The organism is Paenibacillus camelliae (assembly GCF_023715345.1).
Classification (GTDB): domain Bacteria; phylum Bacillota; class Bacilli; order Paenibacillales; family Paenibacillaceae; genus Pristimantibacillus; species Pristimantibacillus camelliae.
The window spans coordinates 64,868-80,807 of sequence record NZ_JAMBNY010000002.1 but is presented as its reverse complement, the minus strand read 5'-3'; the positions used below and the strand labels follow the sequence as shown (position 1 = coordinate 80,807).

The following is a 15,940-nucleotide window of genomic DNA, read 5'->3' as shown; positions in this document are numbered from 1 at the left end:
TAAATGCGATAAAGCGGAAGTGAGGTGCTGAAATGTCCAAAAAGAAAGCGGAACAAGTGAAGATCGATGAATTGGAGGTTGGTACTGCGGAACTGGCGGCCATTATCGGCAAATCGGATCGCTGGATTCGCAAGATTACATCTGAGGGAATCTTAAAGCAAGTTAGTAGAGGGAAGTACAATCTAGCAAACGCAGTCCAGGCATACATTGAACATGCCGAAGGTGGCAAACGTGATGATGGAAAGCCAACATATCAAGATCACAAAACGGAGCATGAACGAATTAAAGCGGAGATGGCCGCTTTAGAGCTTGCTGAAATGCAGGGTAAATTGCATAAGGCTGAGGACGTTGAGCAGGTCATGAATGATATGCTCAGCTCTTTTAGGCAGCGTGCACGGGCAATACCTACTAGATTGGCTCCTGAGCTGGTAGGTGAACAAGGGCTACAAGTTATAAAAAGCAAATTAAGTGATGCGATTGACGAAGCACTGTTCGAGTTATCCAATTATGATCCTGAGAAGTTTAGTGGAGATGCAAGGGATGATGTAGATGGCGATTGACAAAAAGACCTTTGCTTTATTCCGCAACATAGCAAAAATTGTAGCTCCACCGCCAAAGTTAACGGTTAGCGAATGGGCTGACACTTATAGAAAGCTTTCATCAGAAGCATCTGCCGAGCCGGGTCAATGGCGCACTGATCGATCACCTTATATGCGTGAGATTATGAATGCTTTGAGTGACGAGCATATTGAGCGTATTGTTGTCATGTCTAGTGCGCAGGTAGGTAAAACAGAGCTGCTGCTTAATGCGATTGGATATTATGTGCATCAGGATCCAGCGCCTATCATGTTAGTGCAGCCGACTCTAGAGATGGCAACCGCCTTCTCGAAAGACCGCCTAGCACCAATGACACGAGATACACCTGAGATCGCAAAGAAGATGTCCGATGCTAAAAGTAGAAACAGTGGTAACACGATGCTGCACAAAACTTTTGCAGGTGGTCACATTACAATGGCTGGCGCCAATTCACCAAGCTCACTAGCTTCGAGACCGATACGAATTGTGTTAGCCGATGAGGTTGACCGCTATCCACCGTCAGCAGGAACAGAAGGTGATCCAGTAACACTTGTTACGAAACGAACCACGACCTTTCATAATAGAAAAATTGTCCTGGTAAGTACACCGACAATTAAGGATGCTTCGCGTATCGAATCATCATACAACGAAAGCACAAAGGAACAATGGTGCGTTGCTTGTCCGAGTTGTGGTCACTATCAGCCTTATAAATGGGCTCAAATCAAGTTTGAATACGACCGTGTAGCGAAGCGTTGCACAGAGGTTTATATGGCTTGCATCGAGTGCGGTGCAGCTCACTATGAAAGAGAATGGAAAGCTAATGAAGGAAAGTGGATCGCTCAAGCAACCGCTAATAAAGTCCGTGGCTTTCACCTTAACGAATTTGCTTCACCTTGGAAGTCTTGGAATGCGATTGTCGAAGATTTTAGGGAAGCGAATATAAACGGCGCTGAAGCGTTGAAAGCTTGGGTTAATACATCCTTAGGTGAAACCTGGGAAGAAAAGGGCGAGCAACTGGATGAGGATGCTCTGTACAATCGCCGCGAACTTTACCATGCCGATGTGCCGGATGGTGTCAAGATTCTTACAGCTGCTGTCGATACGCAAGACAATCGCTTTGAGGTTGAGGTCCAAGGCTGGGGAGCGGGTTATGAGAACTGGCGCATTGAGTACCATGTGATTTATGGAGATCTGAAACAGCCACAAGTATGGAATGAGCTTGATGAATACTTAAAACGAACGTGGACGGATATCGAGGGGAATCAATTTAATATCCAATGTACGTGCATTGACTCAGGCGGTCACTTTACAAATGAGGTTTACAGATGGGCCAAGCCACGAACAGCCACAAGGCGCATATTTCCGATCAAAGGGGAATCAACGGGCGATGGCACATATAAACCGCTCATTATCGGCAAGTCAGTAAATAATCGCTATAAAGCAACTGTAATTCGTTTGGGGGTAGACGAGGGGAAAGCCAAAGTTGTGAGTGCGCTCAGGACTCCGATGGTGGATGAGACAGGCGAGAAGATGCAAGGATATGTTCACTTCCCTCTCACAACACAAGATCGAAATAGAGGTTATGAGCGAGACTATTTTGACGGACTAACTGCCGAAACATTACAACAGCGTATGAGACTAGGAAAACTATATTACGTATGGGTTAAAACGAAGCCAAGAAACGAACCGCTAGACTTGGCTGTATATAACAGGGCTGCAATCGAGTTATTATCTCCGGATCTCGATAATATGCAGCCTTTTTGTATGCCTGCAAACAAGGATATCCGTGTTACTACTGCGGTTACGGCACCACGCAGACAACGTAGAGGGTCAAGAGGTTTATAACGCTGGGAAGGGGGTGAAAGGAAAATGCGACCAAGATACACAAAAGAAGTGGCTCAAAAACATTTAGATGCTTGGCTTGCCGCTGAGCTGGCTTTATCAACTGGTCAAGCCTATACGATAGGTAGACGTTCATTAACACGGGCAAACATCAAAGAGGTTATGCAGCAAATCCGCTACTGGCAGCAACAAGTTGACCTTGCAAGTGGCAAAGGCAGAAGCAGAACGCGTCGTATTGTTCCGCTCGACACATGAACATATTGGATAAAGCAATATCAGCATTTGCTCCTAAAGCAGCTGCTAATCGAATGAAGGCACGTTCTGAAATTGCAAGACAACAAATGCTGCAAGAAGTATTTAACCAAGGCTATGGCGATCACGGCGGTAGTAAGCGTAAGAAGGCTTTGAAAGCATGGAATCCTGGGATCGGTGATGCTGATTCAGATATCCATCAAAACCTTGAAAACCTTCGACCACGTGCGCGCGACTTATATATGGGTGGCGCTCTCTCTGCTGGTGCGCTAAAGACGATGCGTACAAACATAGTCGGTACCGGCTTGAAGTTAAAACCTGCATTTGATGCTGAATTCCTTAAACTGACTGACGAGCAAGCCAATAAGCTGAAACAACAAATTGAACGTGAGTTTGCTTTGTGGTCCGAATCGAAGGACTGTGACGCAACAGGCATGCACAACTTTGTAGAACTGCAGCAGCTTGCGTTTTTGTCATGGATGATGAGTGGCGATGTATTTGCCTTGCTGCCGTTGATCAAACGACCTCACACGGTCTATGACTTGCGAATTAAGTTAGTGGAAGCTGATCGATGCAGTACACCTAAAAACAGTGCTCAAGTCTTGCTGGATGGCAATAAGATTCAATCAGGTGTTGAAGTAGATAAGGATGGAATGGTTTGTGCTTATCATTTCAGCGACCGCCACCCAGGAGCATCGAATTATTATTCTGGCGCAAACGTCATGAAGTGGCAGCGGGTCGAATTGTTTGGTAAGAAAACAGGTCGAAGAAACGTATTGCACCTTATGGAAGCTGAAAGACCAGAACAAAGACGGGGCGTTCCTGTTCTTGCGCCTGTTATTGAAGCGTTGAAGCAGCTTGAACGATATACCGAAGCTGAACTAATGGCTGCTGTAATAAGTGGAATGTTCACAGTATTCATAGAATCAGAAGCTGATCCTAGCGATGATATCTTAGGTGTACCACTTGAAAATCCAACAGGAGAACCTTTACCAAGTTCTGAGGAAGAAATAGGTTTGGGTAATGGAGCTGTACAGTTTCTTCAACCAGGAGAAAAAGCGAATATCGCTAATCCTGGACGACCGAATGCGCAGTTCGATCCGTTTGTAACCTCAATCTTACGTCAAGTAGGTGCTGCGCTAGAACTGCCATACGAACTGCTATTGAAACACTTTACGGCCAGTTATTCCGCTAGCCGAGCAGCATTGCTTGAAGCTTGGAAGATGTTCAGAATGCGTAGATCATGGCTTGCTTCTGACTTCTGCCAACCTGTCTATGAAGATTGGTTTATCGAAGCAGTTTCAAAAGGCCGAATTGATGCGCCTGGCATATTTGATGATCCTGCTATTTTCAAAGCCTATACAAAGGCAGAGTGGCACGGTCCATCACAAGGCTTGCTAGATCCAGTGAAGGAAGTTAATGCTGCGATTCTGAAAGTTAACAACGGCTTCAGCTCACGTCAGCGTGAATCTGCAGAACTTAATGGTAGTGAGTATGAAACAAATGTTAAACAATTGGCATACGAGCAATCAATAAGACAGCAAAACGGAATCGAGCACCTGGCAATAAACAAAAACGGAACGCCTATTTCGGATCCATCGAAGGGAGGTGATGAAGATAGCGAAGAAGATTAAACTTAATGGACCTGTAATTAGTGGGATTTCTGCTCGCATTTATGAATGGATTGGCTTAGATGCCATTTCTCCAAATAGGGTGCTGAATGAATTAGAAAAAGCTGGTGGAGAGGATATCGAATTATACATCAATAGTGGTGGGGGTTCGGTTTTTGCTGGTAGTGAGATATTTACAGCACTTAAAGAGTATCCAGGCAAAATAACTTCAAAAATCACAGGAGTAGCAGCGTCGGCAGCTACTTTTTTTGTGCTTGCTTCTGACGAAGTTTATATATCCCCGCTTGGACAGATGATGATTCACAATGCAGCGACTTCTACTGATGGTGACAGATTTGCACATACTTCAAATCTCGAAATGCTAGAGGGTGTCGATAAAGCTATTGCAAAGGTGTATCAAGCAAAAACCAAGATGTCTGATGCCGATTTATTGGATTTCATGAGAAAAACAACTTGGATGAATGCTGATAAATCCGTTCAAATGGGATTTGCTAATAGTGTGATGTTTGAAGAAGAAGTAGATGCGACAAATAGCGCTAATGCTGGGTTTGAGTTACCTCAAGAGGTGATTGACAAACTCAAAGATGTGCTACTAAAGAACGTCATGGCAAATATGACAGCCGATGGAGTTTCTATTGGTATTGAACCGATTAATTCACTACAGAATTTACCACAGCAACAAACAAACGAAAGGAATGATAAACCGATGAAGTTAGAAGAATTGAAGGCTCAGCATCCTGACCTATACAACGAGGTTTTGAATGCTGGAAAAACAGAAGGGGTTACAGCAGAGCGTAGTCGTATTGTTGCTCTTAACGCACTTGCGAACAGTCCAGGAGCTGCGGAGATCGTAGCGAAAGCAATTGAAAACGGCACATCAGCAGGAGAGGCAGCGATTGAAATTGTACAAGCTTCGGCTCAACGTGTGAAGGATGTTGCAGCAGGCCGTGAAGAGGATGCAAAAGCAAGTGGTGCTGCTGAAGTTCCGGCAGAAGAAGCTCCACTAAATGAAAACCAAGGCAACACAGTGGATCATGATGCAGAAGCAGCAGCTATTGTTGCTGAAATCAATAAATTGAAAGGTGGCAAATAATATGGGTTACTCAAGTGTTCCTTATGACAAGTTAATTGCTGGTATGGTCCAGCCGATTGTCACACAATCGATCATCATCGAGCAAGATGCTGATGCTCAATTTGAGCGTGGCACTGTACTGGCTCGAACTGGTTTTGATACAGATGGTACTTGGATCTGCACGATTGTCGATTCTGCGGCTGCAGAAGATAGCGGTAAAATCCCTGTAGGCATTCTTGCAGACGATGAAGTCGATGCTTCTGAAGCTGATGCACGAGCTACAGCATATGTACAAGGTGAGTTCAATCGTGACGCTCTGATTTTTGGTGGCACCGATACAATCGCAACACACGAAGCGGCACTGAATGATGCAAAAATCTATACGAAAAGAGTGGTGGAATAATCATGGCAGTTAAAGACATTTATTCACGTCCAACATTATTGAAAGTGGTAGGTCAGTTGCCGCCTGTTAGCACTTATATTCTTGATACGTTCTTTCAAACTGGCGAAGCATTTGACACTGAAGAAGTTGAAATTCAAACGCTGAAAGGTAGCAAACCAATTGCTCCTTATGTATCTGAGTTGCAACCAGGTAAAGTAATCGTTCGTACTGGCTTTACAGCACAATGGTACAAGCCAGCTCTTGTAAAACCAGCTCGTGTAATCACTGGTAACGACCTTAAAATTCGTCGTGCTGGTGAAAATCTAATCAACCCTGTATCTCCTGAGGTTCGTGCGCGTCAACTTGTGGCTCGTGACATAATCGAACTTAATGAGACAATCACTCGTCGTAAGGTGCAACAAGCAGCTGAGCTTATCTTTACTGGTAAGGTAACGCAAGTGGGTGAGGGTGTAAGCCAAGTCATCGATTATGATTTCACAAACATTGTCACGGTGGCTTCTGCTGACAAATGGGATCAAGCAACTAGCGATCCGATCAAATGGCTTGCTGCGCAGCGCAAGAAAATCATGGATGCTAATGCTCCGACACCTGATATTGTTCTTGCTGACTACAATGCAGCGGTTGCGTTAATGCGCCACGAAAAAATCTTAAAACTTGCTGATAACCGTGGTGTTGACGTTGGTAACATTGATGTTACCTTGCTGCCTGACGGTGTTACGTATCACGGTTACCTTCGTGATGTTGGTTTCCATGTGTATAGCTACACTGGTACTTACACAAATGACGAGGGCCAAGAAGTTCCGTTCATCCCTGCTGGTCATGTTGCAATCATGAGCTCCCGTGAGAAATTCTCTTTCCACTATGGCGCAATCATGATGATGGACGACAACGAGGAGTTTGCTCTATTCCGCGGCGAAGTTGCTGCTCAATCATGGGTAACAAAAGAGCCTGCACAGCGCTGGTTGCAATTACTATCCAAACCACTTCCAGTACCGTACAACGTTGACGGTTGGATCGTGGCTAAAGTATTAACTTAGGAGGAATGTGAAGATGGCAGCAGTTAAAGTGACGAAGAATCTCGTTTATTACAACGGTAAAGATTACGGTGTGAACGAGGTTATTGAGGGTATCGATGATAAAACAGCTAAGGAGTTCATTGGTCTTGGTGTTGCTGAGAAGTTTGTCGCACCAAAAGAAGAAGTTAAGGATGAAAATAAGGCTGGTGAATAGCCATGAGCCTATTCAAACAACAGGTAGCTGCGGACATTGCAGCTACCTTTCTTAATGCTGCAGAGTTTGCTGAGGAGCACGACATTGACGGGGAAATGGTGTTGATCGTGCTCGACACAGATATCTATAGCGACAGACGTGAGAGTCGCACCGAAGATGGGGTTTATGTGAACTATCTGACTTTCTTTGTCGAGGAATCAGCACTTGGTTATCGACCTGTCGAAAATCAACTGATAGTATTTGACGGACATCAATCGGTCGTATCGTCTGTCGATGAGGACATGGGAATGCTGATGGTCACACTTGAGGTGAATCGCTCATGAGTTTCTTTACTGTAAACACAAAAGAATTGCAGGAAACGCTCAAAGAGATAAGTCAGCTCGATAAAAAGTCTCAAAAAGCGGTCGTGTCAGCTCTAAATAAAACTGCACAATCTGTTAGAACAGCAGCAGCTCGTGAAGTTCGTAAAACGTATCATGTGAAACACGGCGAGATCCTTCGAAAGATCGACATCTCCAAAGCGTCAAAAAACAGGATGCGTGTTGTTTTAGAATCACGAGACAGACCGATTCGATTAATCAACTTTTCAGTTAATCCTAAAAGTGATAGTGCTAAGAAACCCAAGGCACTAAAAGCAGCTGTTAAGCGAGAGGGTGGACGAAAAATGGTACCTGGTGCGTTTATTGCTAGCGTTCGTGGTAGTCATGTAGGAGTATTCAAACGCACACCCCATTCAAGGCATCGCAAAACAGACAAAGGGCATTGGAGTGAAGGGCCGATTGATCAACTACGCGGTCCAGCTATTCCGGTCATGCTTTCGCAACCTAGAGTTGTTAAGCACATTCAAGATTTTGCACAAGAAGTAGTTATGACAAAGCTTCATCATGAACTTAAACGTCAGAAGGTGATTCGATGATCGCAGCAATGCTTATGCTTGATCTAAAGTCTGACCTTGAGCGAATTTTACATGATTATGCTGCTGCCGAAGCTAAAACAGGTGAGGTAAAAGAACCTAAGGTTTATGAATGGAAGTTGCCTTTCAAGAATCCAAAGAACCCGCAGGTTTTAGATCAATTAGACTTTCCGTATATCGTTTTATCAGTCGCTAGAGGTGTCGATACGGCAGATGATTCAACCGTTGAAATAGAGCTTGCTTTCGGTGTCCACAAAGAAGCGGAGTTATTAGATGATGGTCTATATCATCCAACGGGTTACTATGACATTTTGGCGCTGATGGAACATGTTAGAGTTAGCTTACAACGGCAACGTGTGGTTAACGGTAAGTTTGAATTAATAAAGCCTTACGAGTGGGAAATCCCAGATGCACAGCCGATGCCTTTGTGGGTTGGATGGGCAAAAACTAAATGGCAAGTAGGGCATGTTATTTCTGAAACGGAAGGAGAATTTTTACATGGCTAGTGAAGAGAAAAAAGAAGAAGTTGCACAACAGCAGACAACGAAACCACAGGCGAAAAAGAAAGATGCAGTTACAAAGCTCAAAACATTGATCTACGCAGGTCCAAACCTAGCGGGCGGTGTATTGGCTAAGTACACAGTATTTCGCGGGGAGTTACCGCAACATGTTGTTGCTCTTAAAGAGAAGTACAGCGATCTTGATAAGCTCTTTGTAGAACCTGCTACGCTGAATTCCTTCGAGCAGAAAGTCGCTCAAGTCGGAACGTTACAGCATCGAGCGTATCAAAACGCATTAAAGGGAGGTAATCAATAGTGGCATACAAACACGGAGTATTTGTTACCGAAGTTCCAACGGCAATAACACCGCCAACAGCAGTAAGTTCTGTGCCTGTCGTATTTGGTACAGCGCCTATCAATCTATCGCAACGAGCGCTAGCGCCAGTCAATGAGCCAGTGCTCGTTTTTTCGTATGCTGAAGCGGTGGAAGCATTCGGCTACAGCGAGGATTGGAATTTCACACTGAGTGAGTTCATCCATTCGCACTTTGCCACGTACGCAATGTCACCAGCAGTGTTGGTCAACGTACTGGATCCATCGATTCACAAAACAACATTTGCTCCGCAGTCATTTAGTGTGGTGGATGGTTTAGCAACTGTGACTATTCAAGGTGCGCTAAAAGACGATCTAGTCGTTCAATCTTCAGACGGTACAACGACATATGCGTTAGAAGCGGATTATACACTTGATTACGATAGCAAAGGTAATCTTGTAGTCCAACTTATGGAGGACGGTGCAGCAGCTTCTGATCCTTCCTTACAGGTAAGTGGTAACAAGTTGGATCCGACAGCAGTTGATGGTGACGACATCATCGGAGGCATCGCGAACGGTCAACCAACTGGACTGGAGTTGCTTAATCAAGTGTTCCCGCGATTCCGTCAAGTACCTAGCTTGGTGCTTGCTCCCGGTTACTCTCAGCTTCCAGCAGTTGCGGCAGTTATGAAAGCAAAAGCAGGTAATATCAACAGTGTATTCAAAGCGATTGCGTTAACTGACTTGCCTGCCGATCAGTCTTATACGGATGTCGTTGCTTGGAAAAACAACAACAGCTATACTTCTGAACGACAAATAAACACTTATCCTAAAGTACAACTAGGCAATAAGACATATCACCTTTCTACGCAGCTTGCAGGAGTTATTTGTTCTACTGATGCAGCAAATGGCGACATTCCGTATGTGTCACCTTCAAATCAGTCATTGCAGGCTACTGCATCTGTGTTGGAGGATGGCACATCTCTGTTCTTGGGGCCAGATCAAGCACAATACCTCAATGGTGAGGGCATCGTTACTGCTCTTAACTTTGTAGGCGGATGGAAAGCGTGGGGCAACCGCACAGGCGCATATCCAGCAGTTACAGATCCTAAGGACTCCTTTATTCCTGTTCGTCGCATGATGGATTGGATTGGTAACACGCTCATCCTGTCTTACTGGCAATACCTCGATGGTCCGGTTAGACGGCGCTTAGTAGAGGCAATTACAGACAGTGCGAATATTTGGTTGAACGGACTTGTCGCTGAAGGTGCACTTCTTGGCGGCCGAATAGATTTCCTAGCCACTGAAAATCCGGAAACAAACCTAATCGATGGCATTATCAGATTCCATGTACGAGCGACTCCGCCTGGTCCGGCACGAGAAATTGATTTTGTACTTGAGTACGATCCATCCTACATGTCTGGACTATTTGGTTAAGGGAGGGAATAACAAGTGAAAACAATACCTGAGAAACTGATTAATTACTCCGTATATCTAAACGGAGCTCAATACCTTGGCGCAGCAGACGTTACACTCCCAACAATTGAGAGCTTAACAGAGACGTTTAGCGGTGCAGGAATCGCTGGTGAAGTAGATAGCCCAACGCTAGGACATTATGCCAGCATGACGGTATCTATGACGTGGCGCACGCTAACAAAAGAGTCAATGCTACTTATGGCTCCTGAAAGCCACTTAATTGACTTCAGGATGTCGCAGCAAGTATATAACACTGGTAATTCTTCGCTTGGATCTAGCGGCGCTCGTGTGACGATTAAGGCCATGCCAAAAAGCGGAGAGCTTGGCACGTTGAATGTTGGTCAGACAACGGGTACAACAAATGAGCTGGAAGTTACGTACATCAAGGTTGTGTCCGAAGGGCTGACGATCATTGAGATTGACAAGTTCGCGTTTAAAGCTGTTATTAACGGAAAGGACTACTTAGCTGAAGTGCGTAAGCAGCTAGGAGTGTAAGGTGGAGCGTAATGAGCATTCATAAATTATCTAAACCTGTAACATTCGAAGATGTGGAATACACCGAATTAAACCTCGACTTCGAGAATCTTACTGGTGGTGACATCGCATCTATTGAAACACAGTACAATGCTGAGGGGAACGATCAAACAGTTTTTGTAAAAGAGAATTCAAAAACATTCCTCGCCTATGTTGTGGCGAGGGCTGCAAAAGTTCCTGTGCAATTAATCTTTGCATTAAAAGCATATGACTTTGTTCGTGTTACAAATAAGGCGCGAAATTTTTTGCTCATTACGGGTTAGGCAAAGACAGGGGCATACGTGAGCTGGCTATCATGCTAGCACAAAATACGTATACCCCTGTTTCTTTTTATATGAGCCTACCCCTTAATGAGTTTTTATTGTATCTCGAAGCAATGGTGAAGTCGAATAAGAGAGGGGGAAAGCGTAGATGAGTAGGGGCAAGGGTAGAGAATATGAAGTGAAGTTTAGCCTTGGTGGTGAATTAGATAAAAGCCTAAAGCAAGCACTAGGCATGACTGAGAAAGAGTTTAATGACGTTCAAAAAGAAATGCGCAAGCTATCTGCTGCTGACCCCTTCAAAGAGATCCGGCAAGATGCGAATAAAGCAACACGGTCCGTAAAAGAATTTGATGATTCAATTGGCGGCATGAAAAATGCACTCCGTAATGTCGCTGAATATGCAGGAGCATTTGCGTTAATTGATAAAGGTCTTGAAGCGGTCACGGGGAGCTTTGCGGCGATAGGTGAATATAATTCTTCTATGTCGCAAATACAAGCTGCTACGGGGCTTACAGCCAAGGATATGCAACTGATCGAGGGTAGTGTTAAAGAACTGCATAAGGCAGGCTTGGGTGAATCCTTCACTGATCTTTCGGATGCAGTGGCTACGACTAGACAAATCACTCAATTGCAGGGGCAAGAGCTTGAAAACCTCACTCAAAAGGCGCTTATTTACAAAGATGTATTCGCCGAGGATGTAAACGAATCTGTACGCAGTGCTGATGTGCTCATGCGACAATTTGGTATCACAGCTGACCAAGCGTACAACCTTATGGCGCAGGGATCCCAACGTGGTCTTAATAAAACAGGTGAGTTACTAGACACAATCAATGAGTTCTCCCCGCAATTCAAAGTGCTTGGCTTCACCGCAGAGGAAATGTTTGATTTCTTCGCAACAGGCTTGGATGCTGGAGCTTGGAACCTCGATAAAGTCGGTGACTTGGTAAAAGAGTTCGATAACCGGATTAAAGATGCTGGTGATGCAGCTGCTCAAGATGCATTAGCTCAATTGTTCGCCCCTCCTGATATTGACGATTTCGCCAAGGCGCTTATGACTGGCTCTAAGGCGACTAAAGAGTATCAAGAAATCGTTGCCCGTACAGACAAGGACACAGCAGCAACGTTGGTCAAGAACCTTCAGGCAGGTGGAAAAAAAGGCGCAGACAGTATGTTGGCACTAGCGTCCATTCTTGGTGACTCTCAAAAAATACTAGATGGTATTTCTGATGGCGGTGTTCGTGGTGCCGATGCCTTACAAATGATCTTATCCAAGCTTGCTGCGATTGATGATCCTATTGAAAAGCAAACGATGGGTATCGCGATTATGGGTACGCAATATGAGGACTTGGGTCAGAAGGTAACAGGTGCACTCTCTACAATCAACAGCGAGTTTGACAGCTCAAAAGCCACTATGGATGAGATTGCATCGGTTAAGTATGACAATCTAGCTACAGACTTTCGTAAGCTTGGTAGGGAGTTATTAGATGACTTCATTATCCCACTTGGCGAGGATGCAATGCCAGTGTTGCGCGACTTTACAGCATGGATCAGCGAGAATAAGGAGCTCATTAAAAACCTAACGATGATGTTTGGTGGAGCTGTTCTAGCAAAAGGAGCAGTTAATGCTTCTAAGTCATTGGTAACGACTAGCAAAGCCGCTATGCAAGCTGCCACAGGCATTGGAAATGCAAGTAAAGCTGCTAAGGCATTCAGTATTGCTAGTGGGCTATTGGGTGGTCCTGTGGGGATTGCAACAACGGCTATAGCAGGTCTAGGTGCGATGGTTGTATCGTACAAGCATCATCAAGAGCAAGCACGTCATGAGTTGTTGAACATGGGCGACAGCATTAAAGAGGCATATGGAAATTATAAGTCTGTACAAGAGCACACCAGCCAAGTTAATAGCTTAATCACGGAGTACGATGAGCTTCAGAGAGTGGTTAAAAATGCTGCAACACCTACAGATGAACTGGAAGCCGCTCGTGCTAGATTGCTAGAAATAGAGCAGCAGTTGATTGATCTTAATCCAGACATCCTTAAGGCGGAAGATGCGAAAAGCGGAAAGTTCAGAGAGCAACTTGGGCTAGTTGAGAAGATGAATGAAATTGAATCTGAGCGCGCCAAACGTGAGCTTGAAGTTAACTTTATCAATAATCAAGACAAGATAGATGATTTAGAGTCTGAGTTCAGCAAATTGACGGGAAATGTAGCTAAGTTCGAAGAAGCTTATAATGCAGCTCGTGAATCGTATGTTCAGTATCGAGATTTTGTTAATCAACGAGATGCAATTTTAGATGATCCAACACTTGATTATGCTGAGCAATCGTTACAAATTGAATCGTTAATAGCTAAAGTCAATGAGCTAACGGGCGAAAATTACAGAGTTTTTGCAGATATAGACTTTGCATTTGCAGATTTTGAAGAAGCTTTTAATTCTAACTACGAAAGCTTGGTTCAAGCTCAAGAAGATCTCGATGCAGTGAATAATAGCTTTGAGCAAATATACGAAGTTGCAAAGGCATATATCGAAAGTGATTTAGGCGGCACAATCGAAGAACAAGCTGCAAAGTTTAACGAAATGTCGGAAGCTCAGCAGCAGGCATTTATCAAGGCGCTAGAGGATGTTGCTGCATTAAACCGTGACCTTGATTTGCTGCCAGCAGAAAAGAAAATTAATGTCCAAGTGATTTACGATGAAGCCCGTGGCTTGCAATATGCACCATCACACATTAAACAATCCATCGTTCCTGACTATCGACAATTCGACCAATACGCTGACGGTGGTTTTGCTAATAAAGCATCGATATTTGGTGAAGCAGGTCTTGAAGCAGCTATTCCTATCAACAACAAACCACGCTCTCACGCTATTCTTGATGAGGTTAACCGTATGATGGGGCATGACAGTGGCGGTAGCGATATTTCCAATAGTTTTGTGTTTGCTCCCAAGGTAACAATTCAAGGTGGTACAGGTAAAGAAGCTAACCAAGTCACAACAGCATTAGAGCATATGAGACCGCAATTCGAACGTTGGTTCAAGGAAATGGTTGCAAATGAAAGGAGGCTTGTATTTAAGTGACGTATACAACGATACAAGGAGATATGTGGGATAGCATAGCTCACAAAGTGTATGGCTCTGAATCGAATATGGTTCAACTTATGCAAGCCAATCCTCAACACACTACAACGACTGTATTTAGCGCAGGTGTAGTCTTAACAGTACCTAGCATACCTGAGCCTGTAGATAGTAGCCTGCCACCTTGGAAGCGGGTGTAATCATGAATAACAGACGTGCAGAGGTGCAAATCAAATATAACAATGTTGATATCACGAAGAGCCTGCAAGACGATCTCATGTCATTTTCCTACAACGATAACGGAACAGGTAAAGCTGACGATGTATCGATTATGCTCGATGACAAGGATGGCAATTGGAGCGGTGCTTGGATGCCAGAGGATGGGGCAAAGTTAGATATTGATATTGTGCTTTACAACTGGTTAAAAGAGAGTACAGCAAGGCGCATTAAGTGTGGCACTTTTTACGTGGACGGATTGAACTATGATGGTCCGCCTGATGTAATAACATTCAAAGCACTGTCGTATGACTTAGCGGGTGGCCTTAAAAACGAAGAGAAGAGTAAGGCTTGGGAAAAGATTTCGCTGTCGCAAATCGCTAAGAGAATAGCTACTGCTAACGGCTTAAAGTTGATATTCGAAATTGATGATATTAGATATGATCGAATTGATCAAACGCAACAATCTGACGTAGCATTCTTGGCTCAGCTCGTAGAGAAAGAAGGGGGAAACCTAAAGATCACGAGTGATACCATTGTCGTCTACGATGATAGGCGGTTCGAATCGATTAAGCCAGTTCGCAAAATAGAACGTGGTGTTAGTGATGTGAAAAGCTACGGCTTTACTCACAACACACTAGATGCTGCGTATGCGAAGTGTACAGTGACTTACTATGATAGTAGTGCCAAAAAAACGTACACTGGTACATTCTCAGCTCCTGGTAATAAGAAAGGCCCCACACTCAAATTACAACAGCGAGTCGAATCAAATGCTGAAGCTCAACGTTTGGCTAAAAATGAGTTGCGCAAGCGTAACAAAGAAGCTAGTAAGGCGCAATTTGTGCTGTTTGGAGATCCGGATATCGTACAAGGAGTAACGATTGAGGTTATAGGCTACAGGAAATTCGATGGCACTTACTTTGTAGAGTCGGTCACTCAAAATGTAGCTGGCAGCGGTGGCTTTACAACAACAGTAAACATGAGAAAGGTGTTGAACTATTGATGATGGATCTACGAAACATTGTAAGAGTTGGTATAGTGTCTGACGTATCGGTGTCGCGTGGTGAAGTCAGAGTGCTCAATCCCGATCAAGATAACAAGGTAACTGGATGGTTGCCTGTCGTTGTACCCAGACATCTTAAAAACAACGCTGCAGCATTGCCAGCAATAAACGAAACAGTGGTCTATGTGTCGCTGGGAAGCGGTCTTGAAGCAGGCTACTGTTTAGGAGTGTTTCATGAGGGGGCTGCACAATGATAGGTTCATTTGGTTCATTGGTTTTTCTTGCAAATCCTAATACGTTACGAACATTTGATAACTTCCAGCGAGACACTTCAGCTAGATGGGCTGAACACGAAATACATTTGAAGCGACCTAAGTCAGAGTATCTTGGTCCAGCAAATGACACAGTATCATTTGCTATGCAGTTTGACATAAGGTACGGCATTAAGCCGAGGAATGAAATGGAACGACTAACTGTGTTATGTCGCGATGGAACACCACATAGGCTTGTCATTGGCGGTGTTCCGTTAGGTGCAAAACAATGGTACATCGAGAGTGTTGGACAAACATGGAAAAGGTTTGACAGCAAAGGAAACGTAATTTACGGCGAAGCAACAGTAACATTGAAAGAATACAACTGAGGTG

The 15,940-nt window shown here is 44.2% G+C and carries 20 protein-coding genes; all 20 read left to right on the top strand.

Translation table 11 applies throughout. The annotated features are described in order from the left end of the window. Positions 1-32: 32 nt before the first annotated feature. Complete coding sequence (locus M3180_RS06405) at positions 33-560, top strand: hypothetical protein (protein WP_251666481.1); 528 nt, start codon at positions 33-35, stop codon at positions 558-560. Next, entirely contained in the window at positions 550-2,421 is a 1,872-nt protein-coding gene (locus tag M3180_RS06400; RefSeq protein ID WP_251666480.1) for a phage terminase large subunit family protein, read from the top strand. Before M3180_RS06405 ends, M3180_RS06400 begins: the two co-directional genes overlap by 11 nt. 24 nt (positions 2,422-2,445) lie before the next feature. Then, positions 2,446-2,673: a DUF6148 family protein gene (locus tag M3180_RS06395; RefSeq protein WP_251666479.1), complete on the top strand. Its 228-nt coding sequence runs from the start codon at positions 2,446-2,448 to the stop codon at positions 2,671-2,673. A 53-nt stretch (positions 2,674-2,726) separates the two neighbouring features. Further along, on the top strand, positions 2,727-4,304 hold the full coding sequence (locus M3180_RS06390; protein ID WP_251666478.1) for a phage portal protein: 1,578 nt from the start codon (positions 2,727-2,729) through the stop codon (positions 4,302-4,304). Next, on the top strand, positions 4,282-5,394 hold the full coding sequence (locus M3180_RS06385) for a head maturation protease, ClpP-related (protein ID WP_251666477.1): 1,113 nt from the start codon (positions 4,282-4,284) through the stop codon (positions 5,392-5,394). The genes M3180_RS06390 and M3180_RS06385 overlap by 23 nt, the downstream gene beginning before the upstream one ends. A 1-nt stretch (position 5,395) precedes the next feature. Further along, on the top strand, positions 5,396-5,776 hold the full coding sequence (locus tag M3180_RS06380; protein ID WP_251666476.1) for a head decoration protein: 381 nt from the start codon (positions 5,396-5,398) through the stop codon (positions 5,774-5,776). 2 nt (positions 5,777-5,778) lie between these two features. Then, positions 5,779-6,813 carry a major capsid protein gene (locus M3180_RS06375; protein ID WP_251666475.1) on the top strand — a complete coding sequence of 345 codons (1,035 nt, stop codon included), beginning with the start codon at positions 5,779-5,781 and terminating at the stop codon, positions 6,811-6,813. A 13-nt stretch (positions 6,814-6,826) separates the two neighbouring features. After that, positions 6,827-7,006, top strand: coding sequence for a DUF7210 family protein (locus tag M3180_RS06370; RefSeq protein ID WP_251666474.1), 180 nt, complete (start codon positions 6,827-6,829; stop codon positions 7,004-7,006). Between the two features lie 2 nt (positions 7,007-7,008). After that, the gene (locus M3180_RS06365) at positions 7,009-7,329 is read left to right on the top strand and encodes a hypothetical protein (RefSeq protein WP_251666473.1); all 321 of its coding nucleotides are present in this window, start codon (positions 7,009-7,011) and stop codon (positions 7,327-7,329) included. After that, complete coding sequence (locus M3180_RS06360) at positions 7,326-7,922, top strand: phage tail protein (protein WP_251666472.1); 597 nt, start codon at positions 7,326-7,328, stop codon at positions 7,920-7,922. Before M3180_RS06365 ends, M3180_RS06360 begins: the two co-directional genes overlap by 4 nt. After that, positions 7,919-8,425, top strand: coding sequence for a hypothetical protein (locus M3180_RS06355; RefSeq protein WP_251666471.1), 507 nt, complete (start codon positions 7,919-7,921; stop codon positions 8,423-8,425). Before M3180_RS06360 ends, M3180_RS06355 begins: the two co-directional genes overlap by 4 nt. Then, the gene (locus tag M3180_RS06350; protein WP_251666470.1) at positions 8,418-8,735 is read left to right on the top strand and encodes a hypothetical protein; all 318 of its coding nucleotides are present in this window, start codon (positions 8,418-8,420) and stop codon (positions 8,733-8,735) included. Before M3180_RS06355 ends, M3180_RS06350 begins: the two co-directional genes overlap by 8 nt. Next, entirely contained in the window at positions 8,735-10,168 is a 1,434-nt protein-coding gene (locus M3180_RS06345; RefSeq protein WP_251666469.1) for a phage tail sheath family protein, read from the top strand. Before M3180_RS06350 ends, M3180_RS06345 begins: the two co-directional genes overlap by 1 nt. A gap of 15 nt (positions 10,169-10,183) precedes the next feature. Further along, positions 10,184-10,702 carry a phage major tail tube protein gene (locus M3180_RS06340; RefSeq protein WP_251666468.1) on the top strand — a complete coding sequence of 173 codons (519 nt, stop codon included), beginning with the start codon at positions 10,184-10,186 and terminating at the stop codon, positions 10,700-10,702. 11 nt (positions 10,703-10,713) lie between these two features. Beyond that, on the top strand, positions 10,714-11,004 hold the full coding sequence (locus M3180_RS06335) for a phage tail assembly protein (RefSeq protein ID WP_251666467.1): 291 nt from the start codon (positions 10,714-10,716) through the stop codon (positions 11,002-11,004). A 148-nt stretch (positions 11,005-11,152) separates the two neighbouring features. Continuing rightward, on the top strand, positions 11,153-14,080 hold the full coding sequence (locus M3180_RS06330) for a phage tail tape measure protein (RefSeq protein WP_251666466.1): 2,928 nt from the start codon (positions 11,153-11,155) through the stop codon (positions 14,078-14,080). After that, entirely contained in the window at positions 14,077-14,277 is a 201-nt protein-coding gene (locus M3180_RS06325; protein ID WP_251666465.1) for a tail protein X, read from the top strand. Before M3180_RS06330 ends, M3180_RS06325 begins: the two co-directional genes overlap by 4 nt. A 2-nt stretch (positions 14,278-14,279) precedes the next feature. Next, positions 14,280-15,296, top strand: a complete 1,017-nt coding sequence (locus tag M3180_RS06320; RefSeq protein WP_251666464.1) for a phage late control D family protein — start codon at positions 14,280-14,282, stop codon at positions 15,294-15,296. Then, positions 15,296-15,550, top strand: coding sequence for a hypothetical protein (locus M3180_RS06315; RefSeq protein WP_251666463.1), 255 nt, complete (start codon positions 15,296-15,298; stop codon positions 15,548-15,550). Before M3180_RS06320 ends, M3180_RS06315 begins: the two co-directional genes overlap by 1 nt. Further along, complete coding sequence (locus M3180_RS06310; RefSeq protein ID WP_251666462.1) at positions 15,547-15,936, top strand: phage tail protein; 390 nt, start codon at positions 15,547-15,549, stop codon at positions 15,934-15,936. Before M3180_RS06315 ends, M3180_RS06310 begins: the two co-directional genes overlap by 4 nt. Positions 15,937-15,940 lie beyond the last annotated feature (4 nt).

Coding starts and splice junctions, on each gene's coding strand:
- M3180_RS06395 (WP_251666479.1), top strand. CDS start 2,446: ATGCGACCAAGATACACAAAAGAAGTGGCTCAAAAACATTTAGATGCT.
- M3180_RS06400 (WP_251666480.1), top strand. CDS start 550: ATGGCGATTGACAAAAAGACCTTTGCTTTATTCCGCAACATAGCAAAA.
- M3180_RS06330 (WP_251666466.1), top strand. CDS start 11,153: ATGAGTAGGGGCAAGGGTAGAGAATATGAAGTGAAGTTTAGCCTTGGT.
- M3180_RS06375 (WP_251666475.1), top strand. CDS start 5,779: ATGGCAGTTAAAGACATTTATTCACGTCCAACATTATTGAAAGTGGTA.
- M3180_RS06335 (WP_251666467.1), top strand. CDS start 10,714: ATGAGCATTCATAAATTATCTAAACCTGTAACATTCGAAGATGTGGAA.
- M3180_RS06360 (WP_251666472.1), top strand. CDS start 7,326: ATGAGTTTCTTTACTGTAAACACAAAAGAATTGCAGGAAACGCTCAAA.
- M3180_RS06390 (WP_251666478.1), top strand. CDS start 2,727: ATGAAGGCACGTTCTGAAATTGCAAGACAACAAATGCTGCAAGAAGTA.
- M3180_RS06380 (WP_251666476.1), top strand. CDS start 5,396: ATGGGTTACTCAAGTGTTCCTTATGACAAGTTAATTGCTGGTATGGTC.
- M3180_RS06405 (WP_251666481.1), top strand. CDS start 33: ATGTCCAAAAAGAAAGCGGAACAAGTGAAGATCGATGAATTGGAGGTT.
- M3180_RS06350 (WP_251666470.1), top strand. CDS start 8,418: ATGGCTAGTGAAGAGAAAAAAGAAGAAGTTGCACAACAGCAGACAACG.
- M3180_RS06315 (WP_251666463.1), top strand. CDS start 15,296: ATGATGGATCTACGAAACATTGTAAGAGTTGGTATAGTGTCTGACGTA.
- M3180_RS06320 (WP_251666464.1), top strand. CDS start 14,280: ATGAATAACAGACGTGCAGAGGTGCAAATCAAATATAACAATGTTGAT.
- M3180_RS06385 (WP_251666477.1), top strand. CDS start 4,282: ATGAAGATAGCGAAGAAGATTAAACTTAATGGACCTGTAATTAGTGGG.
- M3180_RS06310 (WP_251666462.1), top strand. CDS start 15,547: ATGATAGGTTCATTTGGTTCATTGGTTTTTCTTGCAAATCCTAATACG.
- M3180_RS06355 (WP_251666471.1), top strand. CDS start 7,919: ATGATCGCAGCAATGCTTATGCTTGATCTAAAGTCTGACCTTGAGCGA.
- M3180_RS06370 (WP_251666474.1), top strand. CDS start 6,827: ATGGCAGCAGTTAAAGTGACGAAGAATCTCGTTTATTACAACGGTAAA.
- M3180_RS06365 (WP_251666473.1), top strand. CDS start 7,009: ATGAGCCTATTCAAACAACAGGTAGCTGCGGACATTGCAGCTACCTTT.